The following is an 18,578-nucleotide window of genomic DNA, read 5'->3' on the forward strand; positions in this document are numbered from 1 at the left end:
GGCCGGGTCCGCGGCGACGGCCGGATCGGTGACGGCCCGCTGCAGATCCGCCGCGAGCGCCGGGTTCTTGAAGGCCGCGGCGATGGTGTCGGGGATCCGCGACCGCCGCCGCCCAGATCGAGGGCGCCGGCCACGAGGGCGGCAAGGAGGACAGCATCTGGGACGCGTTCTCCCGCGTCCCCGGAGCGGTCGCGAAGGGCGACACCCCCGAGGTCGCGGTGGACCACTACCACCGGATGCCCGCGGACGTGCGGCTGATGAAGGAGCTGGGGCTCGGCTCCTACCGCTTCTCGGTCAGCTGGGCGCGCGTCAAGCCGGGCGACCGCGCGGTGAACCCCGAGGGCCTCGACTTCTACTCCCGCCTGGTCGACGAGCTGCTCGGCGCCGGCGTGCTGCCGTGGCTCACCCTCTACCACTGGGACCTCCCGCAGGCCGTCGAGGAGACCGGCGGCTGGGCGAACCGCGACACCGCCGAGCGCTTCCGGGACTACGCCGAGGCCGTCTACGAGAGCCTCGGCGACCGGGTGCAGCACTGGACGACGTTCAACGAGCCGTTCTGCTCGACCCTGCTCTCCTACGGCGCGGGCGTGCACGCCCCCGGCGTGATCTCGCAGCAGAAGGCCCTCGCCGCCGTGCACCACACGCACCTAGCCCACGGGCTGGCCGTCTCGACGCTCCGGCAGCTCGGAGCGCAGAACCTGGGCATCACGCTCAACCTCTCGAACGCCGTCCCCGACGACCCCGAGGACGAGGCCGACCTCGACGCCGCACGCCGCTTCGACGCGCTCCAGAACCGGATCTTCCTCGACCCGCTGCTGCGCGGCGAGTACCCCGAGGACCTGCTCGAGGACGTCGAAGGGCTCGGGCTCGACGAGCTGATCGTCGACGGCGACCTCGACCTCATCTCGCTCCCGCTCGACTTCCTCGGCGTGAACCACTACCACGACGACAACGTCTCGGCGCATCCGCTGCCGGCCGGAGCCGACGACTTCGCCCAGGCGACCGACCGCGAGGTCGGCTCCCCCTGGGTCGGCTCCGAGTTCATCACCTTCCCGTCGCGCGGTCTGCCGCGCACCGCGATGGACTGGGAGGTGAACCCCGACGGGCTGCGCTACCTGCTGACCCGCCTGGGCCTGGAGTACGAGAACCTCCCTCCGCTCTACGTGACCGAGAACGGCGCCGCCTACGACGACGTCGTCGAGGACGGCCGCGTGCACGACGCGGACCGCACGCAGTACGTGCTCGACCACGTCGAGAAGGTCGCCGACGCGATCGACCAGGGCGCCGACGTCCGCGGCTACTTCGTCTGGTCCCTCCTCGACAACTACGAGTGGGCCTGGGGCTACGAGAAGCGCTTCGGCATCGTGCGCGTCGACTACGACACGCAGGAGCGGATCGTGAAGGACTCGGGCCTGGTCTACTCCCGACTGCTCGGCGGCAGCGCCGCGGCGATCCTGGACTGACCCGTGAGCGAGCCGACGGGCGTCCGCGGCGGGGGCCGCTCCCCCACCCTCGAGATGGTCGCGGCGCGGGCCGGAGTCTCGCGCGCGACGGTCTCGCGGGTGGTCAACGGCGCCCCGCAGGTGGCGGCCGAGATCGTGGCCGCCGTGGAGAAGGCGATCGGCGAGCTCGACTACGTGCCCAATCACGCGGCGCGGATGCTCGCCTCGCGGCGCACGCAGTCGATCGCGCTGATCGTGCCGGAGTCGACCGCGCGCGTCTTCGCGGACCCGTTCTTCGCCTCGATCGTGCAGGGCGCCGCGATGCGCCTGGCCGACACGGACTACACGCTCTCGATGCTGATCGCGTCCGAGACGGACGGCGAGAAGACGCGGCGGTACCTGCTCGGCGGCAATGTCGACGGCGCGCTCGTGGTCTCGCACCACTCCGGCGACCACTCCTACGCGGCGCTCTCGGGCACGCTGCCGATCGTCTTCGGCGGCCGGCCGCTCTCGCCGGACGAGCGCGGCTCCTACTTCGTCGACGTGGACAACACGGAGGGGGCGGCCGTCGCCACCGCGCACCTGATCGAGCGCGGCCGGCGCCGGATCGCCACCATCGCGGGCCCCGCCGACATGCCGCCGGGCGTCGACCGCCTGATCGGCTGGCGCGGCGCACTCACCGACGCCGGCCTTGCCGACGACCTCGTCGAGTGGGGAGACTTCTCGCCGGCCAGCGGCACCGAGGCGATGCGCCGCCTCCTCGCCCGCGACCCCGACCTGGACGGCGTCTTCGCCGCGAACGACCAGATGGCGGTCGGCGCCTACGCCGCCCTCCGCGAGGCCGGCCGCCGGATCCCCGAGGACGTGTCCGTCGTGGGCTTCGACGACGATCTCTTCGCGCGGAACGCCGTCCCCGCGCTGACCACGGTGCGCCAGCTCCCCGACGAGCTCGGCGCCCGCATGGTGGAGCTGCTGACCGCCCGCATCGAGGGGCTCCCCGTGGAGCACCGCACGCTGATGCCGACGTCGCTGGTCATCCGCGCCAGCAGCTGACGCCGGCCCGCGAGTACGCAGTAGTCGTCGCAGTCGACGCCGAGTGCGACGACTCCTGGACAGTCGGAGAACTCCGCGTGCTCGATCGGATGCGGACGGGCGAACGGATCCGGACGGTGAGGCGGACGCGGGCGGCGGGGCGGGGATGGACGAGCGGGTCGATCCGTCGACGGGGTGCGTCACGGTCGCCAGCCGTGGGCCACGAGAGCGGCACGGAGCTCGGCGATCGTGCGCGCCCTGCCCCGGGTCAGACCCTCCGCGCGGACGACCACGACGATCCAGCCCGCGAGGTGCAGGGCCAGGAGCCGTTCACGATCGCGTGAGAACTGCGCGTCGTCCGTCCGGTGCTGGCCGCCGTCGTACTCCGCCACCACCTTCCACCGTTCGAAGACCAGATCGCCGACCGCGAGCAGTCGGCCGCCGATCCTGATCTCGGCGTTCACGTCGGGCGCGGGCAGTCCCGCCTCCTCGACGAGAGCGCGGAGCCAGGTCTCCCTCCGCGAGGCGGCTCCGGTCGATGCCAGCCGCAGAGCCTCAGCCAGGCCGCGTCGGCCCCGGCCCCGATGGGAGGCCAGGCGGTCCTGCAGCTCGTGAAGCCGGACATGGGGACGCGGATCGTCCCGGCGCGGGTAGCGCGGCTCGAACAGGAGGTGGTCCGTCGCCGCGAGGAGATCGCGGGCGGACAGCAGTGGGGCGAGCGCGATCCACGTCGACACCGCTCCCGTCACCGGCAGGCCGTGCCGCTCGACCCTGTCCGTCTCCGTGAGGGTGTGGCCGATCACACCCCGGGTCCTGGGGGGCCGGTGCGGCGTCGTCGCCGCCACGTGGATCGGATCGCCCTCCCCAGGTCGCGCCGGCAGCGGCACTCCCCACCCTTCGGCCCCGGTCAGGTGGGAGAAGAGCTGCCAGGGCCGCAGCCGCGGCAGGTAGGCGGCGGCTCGTTCCAGGTGCGTCACGGGCGCCACCCGGGTGCGCACTCCGTGGAAGGGGCTGGCCAGGGCGGGAGTGCGCAGTCGGGCGTCCGTCACCCCTGCGCGGAGTGCCGCTCGCCGGGTGAAGGCTCCGAGGTCGGTGCTGGACATGCCGCGATTCTGGCGGTCCGTGATCCTCGTCCGACTCCCGCGATCCGCATTCTGTGGACGAACCCCTGATCCCGCACCTGGGGAGGCGCGCCTCCCACCACGACTGTCCAGGAGTTGTCGCAGTCGGCGTCGAGTGCGACAACTCCTGGACAGTCGGGGCGATCGATGTCGAGTGCGACACCTTCTGGACAGTGGGAGCGAGCGACCTCGACACGTCTGAGGCGTCGAGAGGGCCCGCGTCAGAGGAAGAGCTGCGCCGGTTCGAGGGCGGCGAAGGGGCGGCGCATGACGGCGACCGCGTCGGCGTGCTCGTCGACGAGGACGAAGCGGCGGCCGAGAGCATGCGCGACGGCACCGGTCGTGCCGGAGCCGGCGAAGAAGTCGAGGACGGCGTCGCCCTCGCGGCTGGACGCCTGCACGATGCGGCGGAGGATCCCCTCCGGCTTCTGCGTCGGGTACCCGGTCTTCTCGCGGCCGGTCGGCGAGACGATCGTGTGCCACCACACGTCGGTCGGCCGCTTGCCGCGCTCGGCCTTCTCGGGGGTCACCAGGCCCGGGGCCATGTACGGCTCGCGGTCCACGGCGGCGGAGTCGAAGTGGTAGCCGCGCGGGTTCTTCACGTAGACGAGGATCGTGTCGTGCTTGGTCGGCCAGCGGCGTGTGGCCTTCGCTCCGTAGTCGTAGGCCCAGATGATCTCGTTGAGGAAGCACTCGCGGCCGAAGAGCGCGTCGAGCAGCACCTTCGCGTAGTGCGCCTCGCGGTAGTCGAGGTGGAGGTAGAGGGTGCCGTCGTCGGCGAGGAGCCGCCACGCCTCGGCCAGACGCGGCTCGAGGAACGACCAGTAGTCGTCGAAGCGGTCGTCGTAGCGGAGCAGGTCGCCGCGGATCCGCTCGTAGCTGCGCCCCTTGAAGCCGGCGATCGTGCCGGTGGTGGAGCGCACCGAGGTGGTCGAGGTGCGCACCTGCGCCCGGCCCGTGTTGAACGGCGGGTCGAGGTAGACGACGGTGAAGGCCCCGTCGGCCAACTGCGGCAGGACCTCGAGGTTGTCGGCGTGGAACACCGCGCTCCGCGACTCCGGGACGCCGTCCGCGATCTGGATCGTCCTGGGCACCCGGCAATTGTGCCAGTGCGCGCGAGCCCGGCGACACGCTCCGCGCCTCGCGCCCGCGCTCGACGGGTGCCGGGAGGCTCCGGCGTAGAGTGGCGCGATGATCTCCGAGGTGCGCCACGACGAGGACTCGTCCCGCTACACGCTCTGGCTCGACGGCGAGACCGTCGGAGTCGCGGACTACGCCGTCCGCGGCCGCGACGTGGTCTTCCTCCACACCGAGATCGCGCCCGAGCACCGCCACGAGGGCCTCGGTGAGACCCTCGTCGAGGCGGCCCTCGACGACGCGCACGAGCGCTTCGGCGGGCGCATCGTCCCGGCCTGCCCGTTCGTCGCCGAGTTCATCGCCGAGCACCCGGACTACCAGGAGCTCCTCGCGAGCTGAGGGGCGCCCACCGGACCGGTCCGCCGCGTTCCGCTCCGGGTCCACGCGCCGGCGACCGCCGCCCCGGACCCGCCGGTCAGGGGACGCGCCGCAGCCACTCCGGAGTCGAGTACTTCGTCCGCACCAGCTCCTCCGCCGCCGCGTACTCCTCCTCGGCCAGCGTCCCCGCCTCGCCGCCGTGCAGCTGCACGAAGGTCGCCTTCATGCGCTCGATGATCTCGGCGCGGCTGAGCCCGGTCTGGCTGCGCAGCGGGTCGACGCGCTTCACGGCGGAGGCGATGCCCTTGTCCGAGAGCTTCTCGCGGCCGATCCGCAGCACCTGCCCCATCCTCTCGGCGTCGATGTCGTAGCTCATGGTCACGTGATGGAGGACGGCGCCGGAGCCCAGGCGCTTCTGCGCGGCGCCGCCGATCTTGCCCGAGGGCGACGTGATGTCGTTGAGCGGCTGGTAGACCGCGTCGATCCCGAGCGACTGCAGCGCGCTGACGGCCCACTCGTCGAGGAAGGCGTAGGAGTCGGCGAAGGTCAGCCCCTGGACGAGGTCGCCGGGGACGTAGAGCGAGTACGTGACGACGCTGCCCGCCTCCATGAACATCGCGCCGCCGCCCGAGATGCGGCGGACCACGTCGACGCCGTACTTCGCCGCGTTGTCGAGGTCGACCTCGTTGCGGAGCGACTGGAAGCTGCCGATGACGACGGCGGGCTGGTCCCACTCCCAGATCCGCAGCGTCGGCTCCCGGCGGCCCTCGCCGCCCGCGGCGGTCAGCACCTCGTCGAGCGCCAGGTGGGTCGCGGGAGGGACGGCCCGGTCGTGCACGATGCGCCAGTCGTAGTCGCGCCAGCTGGTCGCCTTCTGCAGCGAGCGGCGGATCGCGACCGCGACGGCCTCGGGCGTGAAGCCGAGCAGGACCGCGTCGGCCGGGAGCGCCTGCCGGATGGCGGCGGCGATGGACTTCGCGTCCGTCTCGGCCGGCAGGCCCACGACCGCGCGATCGATGTCGTCGAGGGCCGTGTCGGGCTCGAGGAAGAAGTCGCCCGCCAGGCGGAACCCGGCGAACCTCCCGTCGACCACGTCGAGGTCGACGACCACGAGCTTTCCGCCGGGGACCTTGTACTCGCCATGCATGACGCCAGCCTAGGCGCGAGCCGGGGCGGGGAAGCGCTCGCCCAGCCACTCCACGAGATCGGCCGTGACCTCGGCCCGGTTGAGCTCCTGGAACAGCTCGTGCCGCGCCTCCGGGTACACCCGCACCGAGACGTCCGTGTACCCGGCCCGCCGCCGGTAGGCCTGGGCGAGCGCGCGCACCGACCGCTCGCCGCCGAGGGTGTCGTCGGCGCCCACGACCAGCAGCAGGGGCAGCGGATGCTCGGGCCCGCGCTTCGGGCGGCCGACCAGCCGCAGGGTCTCGACCAGCCCGATCCGCTTCGCGAGCGGCGTGGTGAAGGTGAGGGGGTCGTCGTGGAACCGCTGCCAGACCTCCGGGTCGCGGGAGAGCCACTCGAGGCCGAGGCCGCCGGCGACGCGGTGCCGCTTCGCCAGGTCGCCCGCGTTCATGTGCCCGGGGAGGCGGTAGGCCGTGCCGCTCAGCACGAGCGCGGCATAGGCGGCGGAGTGGTGGTCGACGATCCGCTGCGCCATGAGCGACCCCCAGGAGTGGCCGAGCAGCACGATCGGCACTCCCGGGCTCTCCTCCGCGAGCAGCTCCGTCAGCCGGAGGATCGCCGCCTCGGTCGCGCGCAGGCCGCCCGGCCCCAGCAGTCCGAGCCGGGAGGAGTCGCCGCCGTGCTGCTCGAGGCCGGTCCGGCCGTGCCCGCGGTGGTCGTCCGCCGCGACCGCGTACCCGGCGGCGACCAGCGCCTCCGCCAGCTCGACGTAGCGCCCCGAGTGCTCGCCGACCCCGTGGGCCAGCTGCACGATCGCGCGGGGCGAGGGGTGCGGCCACCAGCGGTAGTGGATGACGACGCCGGAGGCGTCCTGGAAGGTCCTGTCGACAGCGGCGCCGGTCATGGTGACCAGTGTGGCGCTCCGGCCGCTGGGCGCGAGGGACGCGCGGAGAACTGAGAAGATACTCACGATCCATCGGCGGGCACCCTGCTCGTCACGGTGCCTCGCTACCTTTTCCCTTGACGAGCGACCCCCGCGACCGTCCCCCGACCCCCCTTCACGAGCGAGGCCAGCCCCTTCATGACCGTATCGCCCCTGATCTGGACCCTGACGATCGTCTTCATCGTCCTGCTCCTGCTCTTCGACTTCTTCTTCCACGTCCGGAAGGCCCACGAGCCCACGCTGAAGGAGTCGTCGATCTGGTCGGCGCTCTACGTCGGCATCGCCGTGCTCTTCGGGCTCGGCGTCCTCGTCTTCGGCGGAGCGACGCCCGGATCGGAGTACTTCGCGGGGTACATCACCGAGAAGGCCCTCTCGGTCGACAACCTGTTCGTCTTCCTCATCATCATGGCGAGCTTCAAGGTGCCCCGCGCCGACCAGCAGAAGGTGCTCCTCTTCGGCATCGTCTTCGCGCTGATCGCCCGCACCGGCTTCATCTTCCTCGGCGCCGCACTGATCAACTCGTTCGCCTGGGTCTTCTACATCTTCGGCCTGATCCTCCTGCTGACCGCGTTCAACCTGGTCAAGCCGGGCGACGACCACTCCAGCGACAACGTGATGGTGCGCCTGGCCAAGCGGATCTTCAAGACGAGCGACCAGTACGACGGCGACAAGTTCTACACGCACATCGACGGCAAGAAGGTCCTCACGCCGATGATCCTCGTCATGGCGGCGATCGGCGGAACGGACATCCTGTTCGCCCTCGACAGCGTGCCGGCGCTCTTCGGCCTCACCAGCGACGTGTACCTCGTCTTCACGGCGACCGCGTTCTCGCTTCTGGGCCTGCGCCAGCTGTACTTCCTCATCGACGGTCTGCTCGACCGCCTCGTCTACCTCAGCATCGGCCTCGCCGCGATCCTCGCCTTCATCGGCGTGAAGCTGATCCTGCACGCGCTCCACGAGAACAACCTGCCGTTCATCAACAACGGCGAGCACGTGGAGGTCTTCGAGATCGGCACCGGACTGTCGCTCTCGGTCATCATCGGCGTCCTCGTGATCACGGTGATCGCCTCCCTCGTCAGCCCCAAGGGCCGTCGCATGGCCGCCGAGGCCGCCGAGCGCCGCCGCGTGGCCGAGGCCGCGGGCGCGGACGTCGACGCGACGCACTGAGTCGTCTCGTGCGCCGCGGGGCGGCGCACCGCGGGCGGCTCTCCTAGGCGGTCGATTTCCCGAGAGCGGGTCCCGACCGCCTAGGACGATCCGCTGACACGCGGATCGCTCGTTCGACGGGCCGTCTCGTGCGCCGCAGGGCGGCGCACCGCAGTCGGCTCCCACGGGCGGTCGGGTTCCCGAGAGCGGGTCCCGACCGCCTAGGAGGATCCGCTGACACGCGGATCCCCCGTTCGGCTCGACCGAGCCCCGCACGCCGGTGCCCCGCAGGCAGCTCCCCTAGGCGCTCAGGTCCCCGAGAGCGGGTCCCGACCGCCGAGAACGTCCCGCCGGCTCGAGCGCGGACTCCGCTCGCGGAGGGTCAGCGGGCGCGGTAGCGGTGCTCCGGGCGGCCGGTGGTGCCGTAGCTGAGGGTCATCTCGACGAGGCCGCGGCCCGCGAGACCCGAGAGGTAGCGCTGGGCGGTGGCGCGCGAGATGCCGGCGCGCTCGGCCACCTCGCGGGCCGACAGCTCCGCGCCCGACTCGGCCAGGCGCGCCAGGACGAGCTGCTCGGTCGCCGAGCGCGAGGGCTGCGCGGCGGTCGCGTCGCCCGAGTGCAGGATGCGCAGCGCCCGCTCCACCGCCTCCTGATCGGCCGCGCGGTCCTCCCGCAGCACGTTCCGGAACCGCACGTACGCGTCGAGGCGCTCGCCGAGCAGGCGCGCCTCGAACGGCTTGATGAGGTACCCGAGCGCTCCCGCGTGCAGCGCGCGCCGCACCGTCGCCCCGTCGGAGGCGGCGCTGACGACGAACGCGTCGGTGTCGAGCTCGCGGAGCAGCGCGATCCCGCTCTGGTCCGGCAGGTGCACGTCGAGCAGCAGGAGATCGGGCGCGTGCTCGGCGACGGCCGCCCGCGCCGCGCGCGCCGTGTGCACCGGAGGAAGGGCCGTCAGCCCCTGCCGCGCCTCGACCAGGTCCGCGTGCAGCTGCGCGACCCGGAAGTCGTCGTCCACCACCAGCACCGTGCGCTCCCGCGCCGTGTCCGCGCTCATGACCTGTCCCCGTCCTGCTCCGGCGGCAGCACCGCTCCGCGGAGGCGCTCGCACAGCACGGCCCCCGACTCCGCTCCGCCGGCGTCCGCCAGCCAGACCTCGCCGCCGCGCCGGGCGGCCACCTCGCGGCAGAGCGGCAGGCCGAAGCCGCGGCCGTGCACGCGACCGTCGTCCTCGACGGGGTCGCCCGCGCCGGCCCGGTCGAACAGCGAGTCCGGATCGAGCACTCCGTCGCCCGAGTCGGCGACCGTCACGAAGAGAGCGTCGCCGTCGTCGAGCAGCTCGACCTCGACGAAGCGCACGTCGCGCCGCCCCTCGACCGCCGCGCGCACCGCGTTGTCCACCAGGTTCCCGACCACCGTGGCGACGTCCTCCGGCTCGACGACGGTGCCGCGTACCAGCGTCTCCTCGCCGAGCGTCAGCAGCACACCGCGCTCGGCCGCCTCGATCCCCTTCGCCCCGACGAGCGCCTGGAGGTACGGCTCCTGCAGCCGGTCGGCGTGCTGCACCGGGTACTTGAGCGGGCCGCGGGTCAGCACCTCGTCGAGGTAGTCGCGCGCCGACGCGGTCCGCCCCGCATCCAGCAGGCCCGCGACCACGTGCAGGCGGTTGGCGAACTCGTGCCGCTGCACCCGGAGCGCGTTGGTCATCGCGCCGACCGCGTCGAGGCGCCGGCTCAGCGCGGCGAGGTCGGTGCGGTCGCGCAGCACCACCACCACGCCCAGGTCGCGGTCGCCGCGGGTCACCCGGCGGATGTCGACGTAGACGATGCGGGAGCGGACGACGAAGCCCTCCTCGCCTCCGGGGCGGGGCGGCTCGACGGAGTGCAGCGCGGCGCCGATCGCGTCGGCCAGCGGAACGGGCAGGTCGAGCTCCGCGAGCGGCCGCCCGTGCAGCGCCCGCCCGGTCGGGTCGTCGGAGCCGAGGATCGCGGCGGCCCGCGCATTGCAGACGCCGACGCGCCCGTCGCGGTCGAGCGCGAGCACGCCCTCGTCGACCCCGTCGAGCACGGCGGCCTGGTCCTGCACGAGCGAGGTGAGCTCCTCCGGGGCGAGGCCGAGCGTCAGGCGCAGTAGGCGGCGGCGGATGAAGACGGAGGCGACGGCGGCGAGCACCAGGCCGGCGAGCGCCGCGGCGAGGACGCCGAGCAGCGCGGTCGGCAGGTCGGTGAAGACGCTGGAGCGCGCGAAGCCGATGCTGACCTCGCCGACGACCCGCTGCTCCCCCTCGGCGAAGACCGGGACCTTCGCCCGTGCCGACTCGCCGAGCGTGCCGGTGCCCCACGAGACGCTCTCGCGCCCGGCGAGCGCCTCGTCGGGGCTGGTCGAGACCCGCTCGCCGAGGCGGTCCTCGTCGGGGTGGGCGAGGCGGATGCCCTGATCGTCGGTGATCACGACGAAGAGCGCGCCGGTGCGCTGCTCGACGGCGGCGGCGACGTCCTCGAGCGGTCCGCCGCGCAGCTCCGAGGCGGCGGGCGCGCCGGGCACGGCGGAGGACGCGGCGACCGCGTCGCGCACGTCGGGATCCTCGGCGACGGTGCGGGCGATGGCGAGCGCCGTGCCCTCCGCCTCGCCGCGCAGCTGCTGGACGCTGAGCGCGGTGACGAGCCCCGCGCAGACCAGCACGGCGGCCGACACCGTGGCGAGCTGCAGGACCAGGACGTGGGTCGCGAAGCGCATCGGGGCCTCCTCGCCGTCGTCGTGCGCAGAATGCGCAGAAGCCACACTATGCGCAGATGTCGCCGTAATGAGCGATACCCCGGCGCCGGACGCGGAGCTGCCTAGGGTTTCCACCATCTCCCGGCCGGCTCTCCCGCCGAGCGCGGGCGGAGGCACTGGACGAAGGAGTCAGCTGTGTTGGTAGTACTCGGTTTCACCATGATCCTGGCCTTCATGGCCCTGATCATGACCAAGCGGCTGACGCCGATGGTCGCCCTGATCGTCGTGCCGACGATCTTCGGCCTCTTCGCGGGCGCCGGCCTCGGCATCGGCGACATGGTCCTCGAGGCGATCGGCAGCCTCGCGCCCACGGCCGCGCTGCTGATGTTCGCGATCATGTACTTCGGGATCATGATCGACGTCGGGCTCTTCGACCCGCTGATCCGCTTCATCGTCCGCGCGCTCGGCGACGACCCGGCGAAGGTCGTGCTCGGCACGGCGCTGCTCGCGGGTGCGGTCTCGCTCGACGGCGACGGCTCGACCACCTTCATCGTCACCACCGCCGCGATGCTCCCGATCTACCTGCGCCTGGGGATGAACCCGGTCGTGCTGACCTGCGTCGCGGGCCTGGCCAACGTCAAGCTCAACATCGTCTCCTGGGGCGGCCCGACGGTGCGCGCCGCCGCGGCCCTCCAGGTCTCGCCGAGCGAGATCTTCGTGCCGATGCTCCCCTCGCTCGCGGTGGGCCTGGCCGTCACGCTCGTCTTCGCCTGGTTCCTCGGGCTCGGCGAGCGCCGCCGCCTCGGCTCGCTCGCGCTGGCCGAGCCGATGCTCGAGCAGGAGCTCGTCGGCGCCGGCCGCGGCTCCTCCTCCCGCTCGGGCGGCGCCCGCACCGGCGGCCTCGCGGCCCTGACCGGGGGCATCCGCACCGTCGCCCGGGAGCGCTTCTCCTTCCTCCGCGGCCCTCAGGCCCTGCGCGGAGCCCAGGTGGCGGTCGCCGCCCGCGTGCAGGCCGACGACGCCGACACCGCGATGGCCGACACGATGCTCGACCCCGAGCGCGAGACGCTGCGCCCGAAGCTGATCTGGGTGAACCTGGTCCTGACCCTCGCGGTGATGACGCTGCTGGTCGCCGACATCCTGCCGCTGCCCTACGTGTTCATGGTCGGCTCCGCGGTCGCCCTCCTGATCAACTTCCCGAAGATGAAGGACCAGGCGGCCGAGATCGTCAAGCACGCGCCGAGCATCGTGGGCGTCGTGTCGATGGTGCTGGCGGCCGGCGTGCTGATCGGCGTCCTCAACGGCACCGGCATGGTCGACGCCATGGCGGAGTGGGTCGTCGCGGTGATCCCGCCGGCGCTCGGCCCGTTCCTCGCCGTGATCACCGGCGTGCTCAGCATCCCGATGACCTTCTTCATGTCGAACGACGCGTTCTACTACGGCATCCTCCCCGTGCTCTCCGAGAGCGCGGCGAACTACGGCATCTCGCCGGTCGAGATGGCGCGCGCCTCCATCACCGGGCAGCCGGTGCACCTCCAGAGCCCGCTGGTCCCGGCGATCCTCCTGCTCGTCTCCCTCGCCGCGGTGAACCTCGGCGACCACCACCGCAAGGTGCTGTGGCGAGCGGTCGTCGTCTCGCTGGTCATGCTCGCCGTCGGCGTACTGGTCGGCTCGATCCCCTTCGTCTGAGGTCGGCGGAGCGGAGCGCCGAGCGATCGGAACGAGGACGGGACCTTCTGCTGCGGCGGGGGTCCCGTCCTCGTTCCGCGGCTCGGTCCCGCAGCCCGCGCTAGCGCAGCAGCGGCGCCAGGTTCTCGGTCCAGACGTCGGAGCCGACCTTGAGGATGAGGGCGCCGACCACGACGAGGAACGCGACCCGGATGAAGCGGCTGCCACGAGCGACGGCCATCCGCGAGCCGAGGTACGCGCCCGCCACGTTGGCGGCGCCCATCAGGAGGCCCAGCAGCCAGATCACGTGCCCGCCCGGCACGAAGTAGAGCAGGGCGCCGAGGTTGGTCGCGACGTTGACGATCTTCGCCTTGGCGCTGGCGAGCAGGAAGTCGTAGCCCAGCGCGGTGATCAGGGCGATGATCAGGAAGGTGCCGGTGCCCGGTCCGATCAGGCCGTCGTAGAAGCCGATCAGGAGTCCCAGCACGGCCGCGGTGACGAGGTGGCGCCGGCCCGCGTGCTTGAGCACCGTGACGCTGCCCAGTGCCGGGCGGGCGATCGTCACGACGGCGACCACGATCAGCGCGACGACGATGATCGGCTTGAACACCGCGGCCGGGAGGAGGCCGGCGAGCGTCGCGCCTCCGTAGCTGCCCGCGAGGGCGACTGCCGCCATCGGCAGTGCGGTGCGCAGATCGGGCTTCGCGCGCCGGTAGTAGGTGATCGCGCTGGTGGTCGTGCCGAAGATCGAGGCCAGCTTGTTCGTGGCGAGCGCCTGCACGGGCGAGATCCCCGGCACGAGGAGCAGGGCGGGGAGCTGGAGGAGTCCGCCGCCGCCCACGACCGCGTCGATCCAGCCGGCCGCGAAGGCGGCGAGGATCATCAGCGCGAGGACGGGGAGTCCGAGATCCTCTGTGAAGGTCAGCATCGGTCGGAAGCGTACGCGAGCACCGCGACCCCCTCGACCTCGGTGGCCGGGCCGCCCTAGGGTCGGCGGCATGCGATTCGGACTCTTCATCCCCCAGGGCTGGCGCCACGACCTCGTCGGCGTCCCGGCCGCCGACCAGTGGCGCACCATGAGCGACCTCGCCCGGCACGCCGACGACGGCGCCTGGGAGTCGATCTGGGTCTACGACCACTTCCACACCGTCCCGCAGGTGACGGAGGAGGCGACGCACGAGGCGTGGTCGCTGATGAGCGCGTTCGGCGCCACCACGTCGCGCGTGCGGCTGGGCCAGATGTGCACCTGCATGGGCTACCGGAATCCTGCCTACCTCGCCAAGGTCGCGACGACCGTCGACATCGTCTCGGGCGGGCGGGTCGAGATGGGCATCGGCGGCGGCTGGTACGAGCACGAGTGGCGCGCGTACGGCTACGGCTTCCCGCCGATCGCCGAGCGGCTGGGCCGGCTCGACGAGGGAGTGCAGATCCTGCAGCAGGCCTGGACGACCGGGTCCGCGACCCTCGACGGCCGCTACTACCAGGTGGACGGCGCGCAGAACCGGCCGCTGCCCCTGCAGGAGGGCGGCATCCCGCTGTGGGTCGCCGGCGGCGGCGAGAAGGTCACGCTGCGGATCGCGGCCCAGTACGCGCAGTACACGAACTTCGCCGGGACCCCGGAGGCGTTCGACCACAAGAGCTCGGTCCTCCGCGGGCACTGCGAGCGCCTGGGCACCGACTTCTCGGCGATCACCCGGAGCTCGAACTACAACGTCGTGATCGGCGAGACGGAGGCGGAGGTCGAGGCGGCGCTGCAGCGTCTCGAGGAGCGCGTGGTCCCGTACCTCGGCGCGGAGGGAGCGGCGTCCTTCGTCGCCGAGTACCGCAGCCCCGACGCGCTCGCGGTCGGCACTCCCGCGCAGATCGTCGACCGCCTCGCCGGCATGCAGTCGCGCGGGATGGACTACGGCATCCTCTACTTCCCGGACGCCGCCTACGACCGGTCCGGCATCGAGCTGTTCGAGCGCGAGGTGCTACCGGCGCTCTCCTGAGCGCGGAGCGGCGGGGGCTCCTACGCCTCCCGCCCCCCGCCCGCAAGTCCTTGGGGCGCCCCGGCCCCGCGCCTACGGTCGGAGCATGGACGCACAGGACATCCGCTGGAACGACGAAGCCCGCGACAAGATCCTCGAGGACTCGGACAGGGTCCTCCGCGAGGCGGTGCTCGACCTCGCGACGAGCCAGAAGGGCGAGCCCTGGGAGGACGTGTTCGCGGAGCTGAACGCGCGCCTCAAGGACCGCTTCATCGACTTCGAGCCCGGCCCGGACCTCCGCAAGTACGCCGAGGCCGTCTCCGCCGGGGAGATCGAGACCGGCTCGTGAGCGAGCACGACCGCGACGCCGCGCTCGAGGACGAGATCACCTCGATCCACGCCCTCGGCGAGGGCCGCGTCGGCGAGACGGCCGACCCGGAGGACGAGGACCACGAGCTCTCGCCCGAGCAGGACGCCCGCATCGAGTCCGAGCTGAAGAGCCGGGGCAGCGAGAGCTGATCCCCCCGGTACGCGGAAGGCCCGCTCCCCCTCGAGGGAGCGGGCCTTCCGCGTGAGTCGCGACTACGCCGAGAGGGGCGCGTAGTCGGTGTAGCCCTCGGCTCCTCCGCCGTAGACCGTCTCCTGGACGACCTCGTTCTCGGGGTGCCCGCCCTGCCAGCGCTCGACCAGGTCGGGGTTGGCGATCGCCGGGCGGCCGACGGCCACGGCGTCGGCGTGGCCCTCGCTGATCAGCTCGGTCGCCTCCTCGCGGCTGGTCGGCGAGCCGAAGCCGCTGTTGGCGATGAAGACGCCGTCGAAGCGCGAGCGGAGGTCCTGGACCAGCTCGCCGGCGGGCTCGGCGTGCAGGACGCTGAGGTAGGCCAGGCCGAGCGGGGCGAGCCCGTCGACGACGGCCTCGTAGGTGGCGCGCACGTCGTCGCCGTCGGTCTCGACGACGTCCTGGATGTTGTGGGCCGGCGAGAGGCGGATGCCGACGCGGCCCGCTCCGACCTCGTCGACGATCGCGCGGGTGACCTCGAGCGGGAACGCGGCGCGCTCGGCCGGGGTCCCGCCGTACTGGTCGGTGCGCACGTTGGAGACGGGCGAGAGGAACTCGTGCAGCAGGTAGCCGTTGGCGCCGTGCACCTCGACTCCGTCGACGCCGGCGTCGGTCGCGCGGCGGGCGGCGGCGACGAACTCGTCGCGGACGGTCGCCAGCTCCTCGGTGGTCAGCGCGTGCGGCACCGGGAAGGGCTTCTTGCCGGAGGGGGTGTGCACCTCTCCGTCGATGGCGACGGCGCTCGGGGCGACGATGCGGTCGGTGCCGGTGATCTCGGTGTGCGAGACGCGGCCCGCGTTCATCAGCTGCATGACGATGCGCCCGCCCGCGGCGTGCACGGCGTCGGCGACGGCGCGCCAGCCCGCGGCCTGCGCGTCGGTCTCGATGCCGGGCTGCCCGGCGTAGCCCTTGGACTCGGCGCTGGGGAAGACGCCCTCGCTGATCAGCAGGCCCATGCTCGCGCGCTGGGCGTAGTACTCGGCGACGATCGCGCCGGGCACGCCCTGCTCGTCGGAGCGCAGTCGCGTCATCGGTGCCAGGACGATGCGGTTGGGGAGGTCGAGGTCGCCGGCGGTGAGGGGGGAGAACGGATCCACGGGATCGCCTTTCTACGGAGCTGTCTCAGGGGGCTGCCCTGAGGGGGGAGGCACGTGCACCTGCGGCGCACTCCGGGCAGCAACCGCGAGCGGAGCACGGTCATTCCTCCTCCCGGCGTTCTCCCATCCCCCGCGCCCCGGGCACGCGGTCGACGGCCTGCCGCCTCCCGACCCCTGCTCGGACACCGGGGCTGTCTACACTCGGGAGGCGACGACGAAGGAGTGTGCGCGATGCCGGCGAGACCCCACCACCCCGTGAGCTTCCGGCTGCTGCCGGCGCTCGCGGCCCTCCTGATCGCCGCGGTCCTCGCGCTGGTCCCCGCGACCGCGGCGACGGCCGAATCGCCCGTCTCCTTCTCCTCCTCCACCGTCCTCGACTCGGTCGGGGTGCTGAGCTCCGGAGAGACCGCCGAGATCGAGCAGGCCTCGCGGGCCCTCTACGACCAGCACCGCGTGCAGCTGTTCGTCGCCTTCGTCGACTCCTTCACCGATCCGTCCGACCGCGCCGCGTGGGCGGACGAGACCGCGACCCGCAACGGACTGGGCACCGACGACGTCCTCCTGGCCGTCGCGGTCGACGCCCGTCAGTACCAGGTGTCGGTCGCGCAGGGCTTCGCCCTCGACGACGCGCAGGTCTCCTCGCTCCAGTCCGACGACATCGAGCCGAGGCTCGCCGACGGCGACTGGGCCGGAGCCGCGGTGGCCGCCGCCGACGGGATCGGGCAGCGCCTCGACGCGCCCAGCGCCGGCGAGTCCCTCGGCTCGGGGCTGCTGATCGCGCTCGGCGTGCTCGCGGCCCTCGTCGTCATCGGCCTCGTGGTGCTGCTGCTCGTCCGCCGCGCGCGGAAGCGCCGCGCCCAGGAGGCGGTGGAGGCCTCGATCGACGAGCTCGCCACCCGTGCCGGGTCGGCCCTCGTCCACGCCGACGACGCCGTCCGCACCAGCGAGCAGGAGGTCGGCTTCGCGGAGGCGCAGTTCGGCGCCGACGCGACCGGCGCGTTCCGCGAGGCGCTCGTCACCGCGAAGCGCCTGCTCGGCGAGGCCTTCAGCCTGCAGCAGCGTCTCGACGACGCCGAGCCGGAGACCGATCAGGAGCGCCGCGACGGCTACCAGCGCATCCTCCAGCTCTGCGCCGACGCCGAGCAGACGCTCGACGAGCGCGCGAGTGCGTTCGAGGAGCTGCGCGACCTCGAGAAGAACGCGCCGCAGGTCGCCGCCGCGCTCACGGTCCGCGCCGCCGAGGTCGGCGACCGCCTCCCCTCGGCCCGCGCCCGCCTCGCCGAGCTCGCCTCCCGCTACGCGCCGACCGCGATCGACGACGTGGGCGACGACGCCGACCAGGCCGAGGACCGCCTCCGCTTCACCCGCGACCAGCTCGCCGGCGCCCAGCAGGCGATACAGGCCGGCGACTCCGGCCGCGCCGCCGTGCTGCTGCGCGCCGGGCAGCAGGCCGCCGAGCAGGCCTCCGGACTCGTCGACGCGGTGGCGACGAGGGGTGACGAGCTGCAGAAGGCGGAGGCGTCGCTCGCCGGCCGCATCGCCGAGATCCGCGCCGACGTGGCGCAGGGACGAGCGCTCGCCGCCTCCCAGGACGCGGAGTCCGCGGCCCAGGCGCAGAACGTCGCCGCGGCGGTCGCCTCGACCGAGGCCGCCCTCGACGACGTCGAGCGCGCCGCCTCCGTGCGGCCGAACGACCCGCTCGCCCTGCTCGAGGCGCTCACCGCCGCCGACGCCACGATCGATGCCGCCGTCGGCGGGTTCCGCGACGCGCAGGCCCAGCGCGAGCGCGAGCGGGCCGCCCTCGGCGCCGAGCTCACCTCCGCCCGCAGCCGCGTCTCGGCCGCCGAGGACTTCATCGCGGCCCGCCGCGGCGCGGTCGGCTCGGAGGCGCGCACCCGCGTCGCCGAGGCCGCCCGCTCGGCCGAGTACGCCGAGCGCATCGCCGCCACCGACCCCCGCGAGGCTCTCGCCTCCGCCCAGCGCGCTTCGCAGCTCGCCCAGCAGGCGCTCGAGCGGGCGCGGGCCGACGCCGGCTCCTACTCCGCCCCGAACGCCGTCGGCAGCCCCTACGGAGGCGACACGACCGGCGCGTTCCTCGGCGGGATCCTGGTCGAGTCGCTCCTGGGAGGCGGACGCCGCAGCGGCTACCGCTCGGGCGGCTTCGGCGGAGGCGGGTTCAGCGGCGGCTTCGGCGGCGGCGGCTCGTCCCGGCGCTCCGGCGGCGGCGGCTTCGGCGGCGGGCGCAGCAGCGGCGGAGGCGGACGCCGTGGAGGCGGCGGTCGCTTCTGAGCGCCCCCGGGCATCCGCG

General features: G+C 73.0%; 16 protein-coding genes and 1 pseudogene. 9 read left to right on the top strand and 8 right to left on the bottom strand.

The genetic code is table 11. The features are described 5' to 3' along the window. Window positions 1–89 precede the first annotated feature (89 nt). Window positions 90–1,463: pseudogene (locus tag C5C82_RS04130) on the top strand (GH1 family beta-glucosidase); the annotation flags it as partial. A 54-nt stretch (window positions 1,464–1,517) separates the two neighbouring features. Beyond that, window positions 1,518–2,495 (top strand): LacI family DNA-binding transcriptional regulator, encoded by a 978-nt coding sequence (locus tag C5C82_RS04135; RefSeq protein ID WP_104233173.1) that lies wholly within the window; start codon window positions 1,518–1,520, stop codon window positions 2,493–2,495. A gap of 179 nt (window positions 2,496–2,674) precedes the next feature. Here the strand turns inward: C5C82_RS04135 and C5C82_RS04140 are convergent, their stop codons facing one another. Both C5C82_RS04140 and C5C82_RS04145 read right to left on the bottom strand, forming a co-directional pair. After that, window positions 2,675–3,577 carry a hypothetical protein gene (locus C5C82_RS04140; RefSeq protein WP_104354651.1) on the bottom strand — a complete coding sequence of 301 codons (903 nt, stop codon included), beginning with the start codon at window positions 3,575–3,577 and terminating at the stop codon, window positions 2,675–2,677. Window positions 3,578–3,816: 239 nt separating this feature from the next. After that, a complete protein-coding gene (locus C5C82_RS04145) occupies window positions 3,817–4,689 on the bottom strand; it encodes a site-specific DNA-methyltransferase (protein ID WP_104354652.1) in 873 nt (290 codons plus the stop codon). Window positions 4,690–4,786: 97 nt separating this feature from the next. Between C5C82_RS04145 and C5C82_RS04150 the strand changes: the two genes are divergently transcribed. Beyond that, complete coding sequence (locus tag C5C82_RS04150) at window positions 4,787–5,071, top strand: GNAT family N-acetyltransferase (protein WP_104233160.1); 285 nt, start codon at window positions 4,787–4,789, stop codon at window positions 5,069–5,071. Window positions 5,072–5,147: 76 nt separating this feature from the next. On the opposite strand, the gene C5C82_RS04155 is transcribed toward C5C82_RS04150, so the two are convergent. Continuing rightward, window positions 5,148–6,197, bottom strand: a complete 1,050-nt coding sequence (locus C5C82_RS04155; RefSeq protein WP_104354653.1) for a biotin/lipoate A/B protein ligase family protein — start codon at window positions 6,195–6,197, stop codon at window positions 5,148–5,150. A gap of 9 nt (window positions 6,198–6,206) precedes the next feature. Further along, complete coding sequence (locus tag C5C82_RS04160) at window positions 6,207–7,079, bottom strand: alpha/beta fold hydrolase (RefSeq protein ID WP_104296072.1); 873 nt, start codon at window positions 7,077–7,079, stop codon at window positions 6,207–6,209. Between the two features lie 177 nt (window positions 7,080–7,256). Between C5C82_RS04160 and C5C82_RS04165 the strand changes: the two genes are divergently transcribed. After that, window positions 7,257–8,285 carry a TerC family protein gene (locus tag C5C82_RS04165; protein ID WP_104354654.1) on the top strand — a complete coding sequence of 343 codons (1,029 nt, stop codon included), beginning with the start codon at window positions 7,257–7,259 and terminating at the stop codon, window positions 8,283–8,285. Window positions 8,286–8,646: 361 nt separating this feature from the next. On the opposite strand, the gene C5C82_RS04170 is transcribed toward C5C82_RS04165, so the two are convergent. Together C5C82_RS04170 and C5C82_RS04175 are read right to left on the bottom strand one after the other, a co-directional pair. Next, window positions 8,647–9,318, bottom strand: coding sequence for a response regulator (locus C5C82_RS04170; RefSeq protein ID WP_104354655.1), 672 nt, complete (start codon window positions 9,316–9,318; stop codon window positions 8,647–8,649). Then, complete coding sequence (locus C5C82_RS04175; protein ID WP_104354656.1) at window positions 9,315–10,997, bottom strand: sensor histidine kinase; 1,683 nt, start codon at window positions 10,995–10,997, stop codon at window positions 9,315–9,317. Before C5C82_RS04175 ends, C5C82_RS04170 begins: the two co-directional genes overlap by 4 nt. A 198-nt stretch (window positions 10,998–11,195) precedes the next feature. Here C5C82_RS04175 and C5C82_RS04180 point away from each other — a divergent pair, with 198 nt between their 5' ends. After that, entirely contained in the window at window positions 11,196–12,665 is a 1,470-nt protein-coding gene (locus tag C5C82_RS04180; protein WP_104354657.1) for a CitMHS family transporter, read from the top strand. A gap of 100 nt (window positions 12,666–12,765) precedes the next feature. On the opposite strand, the gene C5C82_RS04185 is transcribed toward C5C82_RS04180, so the two are convergent. Continuing rightward, the gene (locus C5C82_RS04185; RefSeq protein ID WP_104223862.1) at window positions 12,766–13,572 is read right to left on the bottom strand and encodes a TSUP family transporter; all 807 of its coding nucleotides are present in this window, start codon (window positions 13,570–13,572) and stop codon (window positions 12,766–12,768) included. A gap of 70 nt (window positions 13,573–13,642) precedes the next feature. On the opposite strand from C5C82_RS04185, the gene C5C82_RS04190 reads away from it, so the two are divergent. The 3 genes from C5C82_RS04190 (at window position 13,643) to C5C82_RS17425 (ending at window position 15,133) form a co-directional block, all read left to right on the top strand. Continuing rightward, window positions 13,643–14,635 carry an LLM class F420-dependent oxidoreductase gene (locus tag C5C82_RS04190; protein ID WP_104246861.1) on the top strand — a complete coding sequence of 331 codons (993 nt, stop codon included), beginning with the start codon at window positions 13,643–13,645 and terminating at the stop codon, window positions 14,633–14,635. 85 nt (window positions 14,636–14,720) lie between these two features. Continuing rightward, window positions 14,721–14,963, top strand: a complete 243-nt coding sequence (locus C5C82_RS04195; RefSeq protein ID WP_104354658.1) for a hypothetical protein — start codon at window positions 14,721–14,723, stop codon at window positions 14,961–14,963. Beyond that, window positions 14,960–15,133, top strand: a complete 174-nt coding sequence (locus C5C82_RS17425; protein ID WP_181068063.1) for a hypothetical protein — start codon at window positions 14,960–14,962, stop codon at window positions 15,131–15,133. The genes C5C82_RS04195 and C5C82_RS17425 overlap by 4 nt, the downstream gene beginning before the upstream one ends. A gap of 63 nt (window positions 15,134–15,196) precedes the next feature. Here C5C82_RS17425 and C5C82_RS04200 read toward each other — a convergent pair whose 3' ends face one another. Beyond that, window positions 15,197–16,270 (bottom strand): alkene reductase, encoded by a 1,074-nt coding sequence (locus C5C82_RS04200; RefSeq protein WP_104354659.1) that lies wholly within the window; start codon window positions 16,268–16,270, stop codon window positions 15,197–15,199. A 231-nt stretch (window positions 16,271–16,501) separates the two neighbouring features. On the opposite strand from C5C82_RS04200, the gene C5C82_RS04205 reads away from it, so the two are divergent. Further along, window positions 16,502–18,559, top strand: coding sequence for a TPM domain-containing protein (locus C5C82_RS04205; protein WP_104354660.1), 2,058 nt, complete (start codon window positions 16,502–16,504; stop codon window positions 18,557–18,559). Window positions 18,560–18,578: the final 19 nt, after the last annotated feature.

It is taken from the genome of Rathayibacter sp. AY1D5, from assembly GCF_002932515.1.
In the GTDB taxonomy this organism is placed as follows: Bacteria; Actinomycetota; Actinomycetes; order Actinomycetales; family Microbacteriaceae; genus Rathayibacter.

What these genes read in the sequence shown, in the direction of transcription:
- C5C82_RS04135 (WP_104233173.1), top strand. Translation starts at nt 1,518, where the DNA reads ATGGTCGCGGCGCGGGCCGGAGTCTCGCGCGCGACGGTCTCGCGGGTG.
- C5C82_RS04140 (WP_104354651.1), bottom strand. Translation starts at nt 3,577, where the DNA reads ATGTCCAGCACCGACCTCGGAGCCTTCACCCGGCGAGCGGCACTCCGC.
- C5C82_RS04150 (WP_104233160.1), top strand. Translation starts at nt 4,787, where the DNA reads ATGATCTCCGAGGTGCGCCACGACGAGGACTCGTCCCGCTACACGCTC.
- C5C82_RS04155 (WP_104354653.1), bottom strand. Translation starts at nt 6,197, where the DNA reads ATGCATGGCGAGTACAAGGTCCCCGGCGGAAAGCTCGTGGTCGTCGAC.
- C5C82_RS04160 (WP_104296072.1), bottom strand. Translation starts at nt 7,079, where the DNA reads ATGACCGGCGCCGCTGTCGACAGGACCTTCCAGGACGCCTCCGGCGTC.
- C5C82_RS04165 (WP_104354654.1), top strand. Translation starts at nt 7,257, where the DNA reads ATGACCGTATCGCCCCTGATCTGGACCCTGACGATCGTCTTCATCGTC.
- C5C82_RS04170 (WP_104354655.1), bottom strand. Translation starts at nt 9,318, where the DNA reads ATGAGCGCGGACACGGCGCGGGAGCGCACGGTGCTGGTGGTGGACGAC.
- C5C82_RS04175 (WP_104354656.1), bottom strand. Translation starts at nt 10,997, where the DNA reads ATGCGCTTCGCGACCCACGTCCTGGTCCTGCAGCTCGCCACGGTGTCG.
- C5C82_RS04180 (WP_104354657.1), top strand. Translation starts at nt 11,196, where the DNA reads ATGATCCTGGCCTTCATGGCCCTGATCATGACCAAGCGGCTGACGCCG.
- C5C82_RS04185 (WP_104223862.1), bottom strand. Translation starts at nt 13,572, where the DNA reads ATGCTGACCTTCACAGAGGATCTCGGACTCCCCGTCCTCGCGCTGATG.
- C5C82_RS04190 (WP_104246861.1), top strand. Translation starts at nt 13,643, where the DNA reads ATGCGATTCGGACTCTTCATCCCCCAGGGCTGGCGCCACGACCTCGTC.
- C5C82_RS04195 (WP_104354658.1), top strand. Translation starts at nt 14,721, where the DNA reads ATGGACGCACAGGACATCCGCTGGAACGACGAAGCCCGCGACAAGATC.
- C5C82_RS04205 (WP_104354660.1), top strand. Translation starts at nt 16,502, where the DNA reads ATGCCGGCGAGACCCCACCACCCCGTGAGCTTCCGGCTGCTGCCGGCG.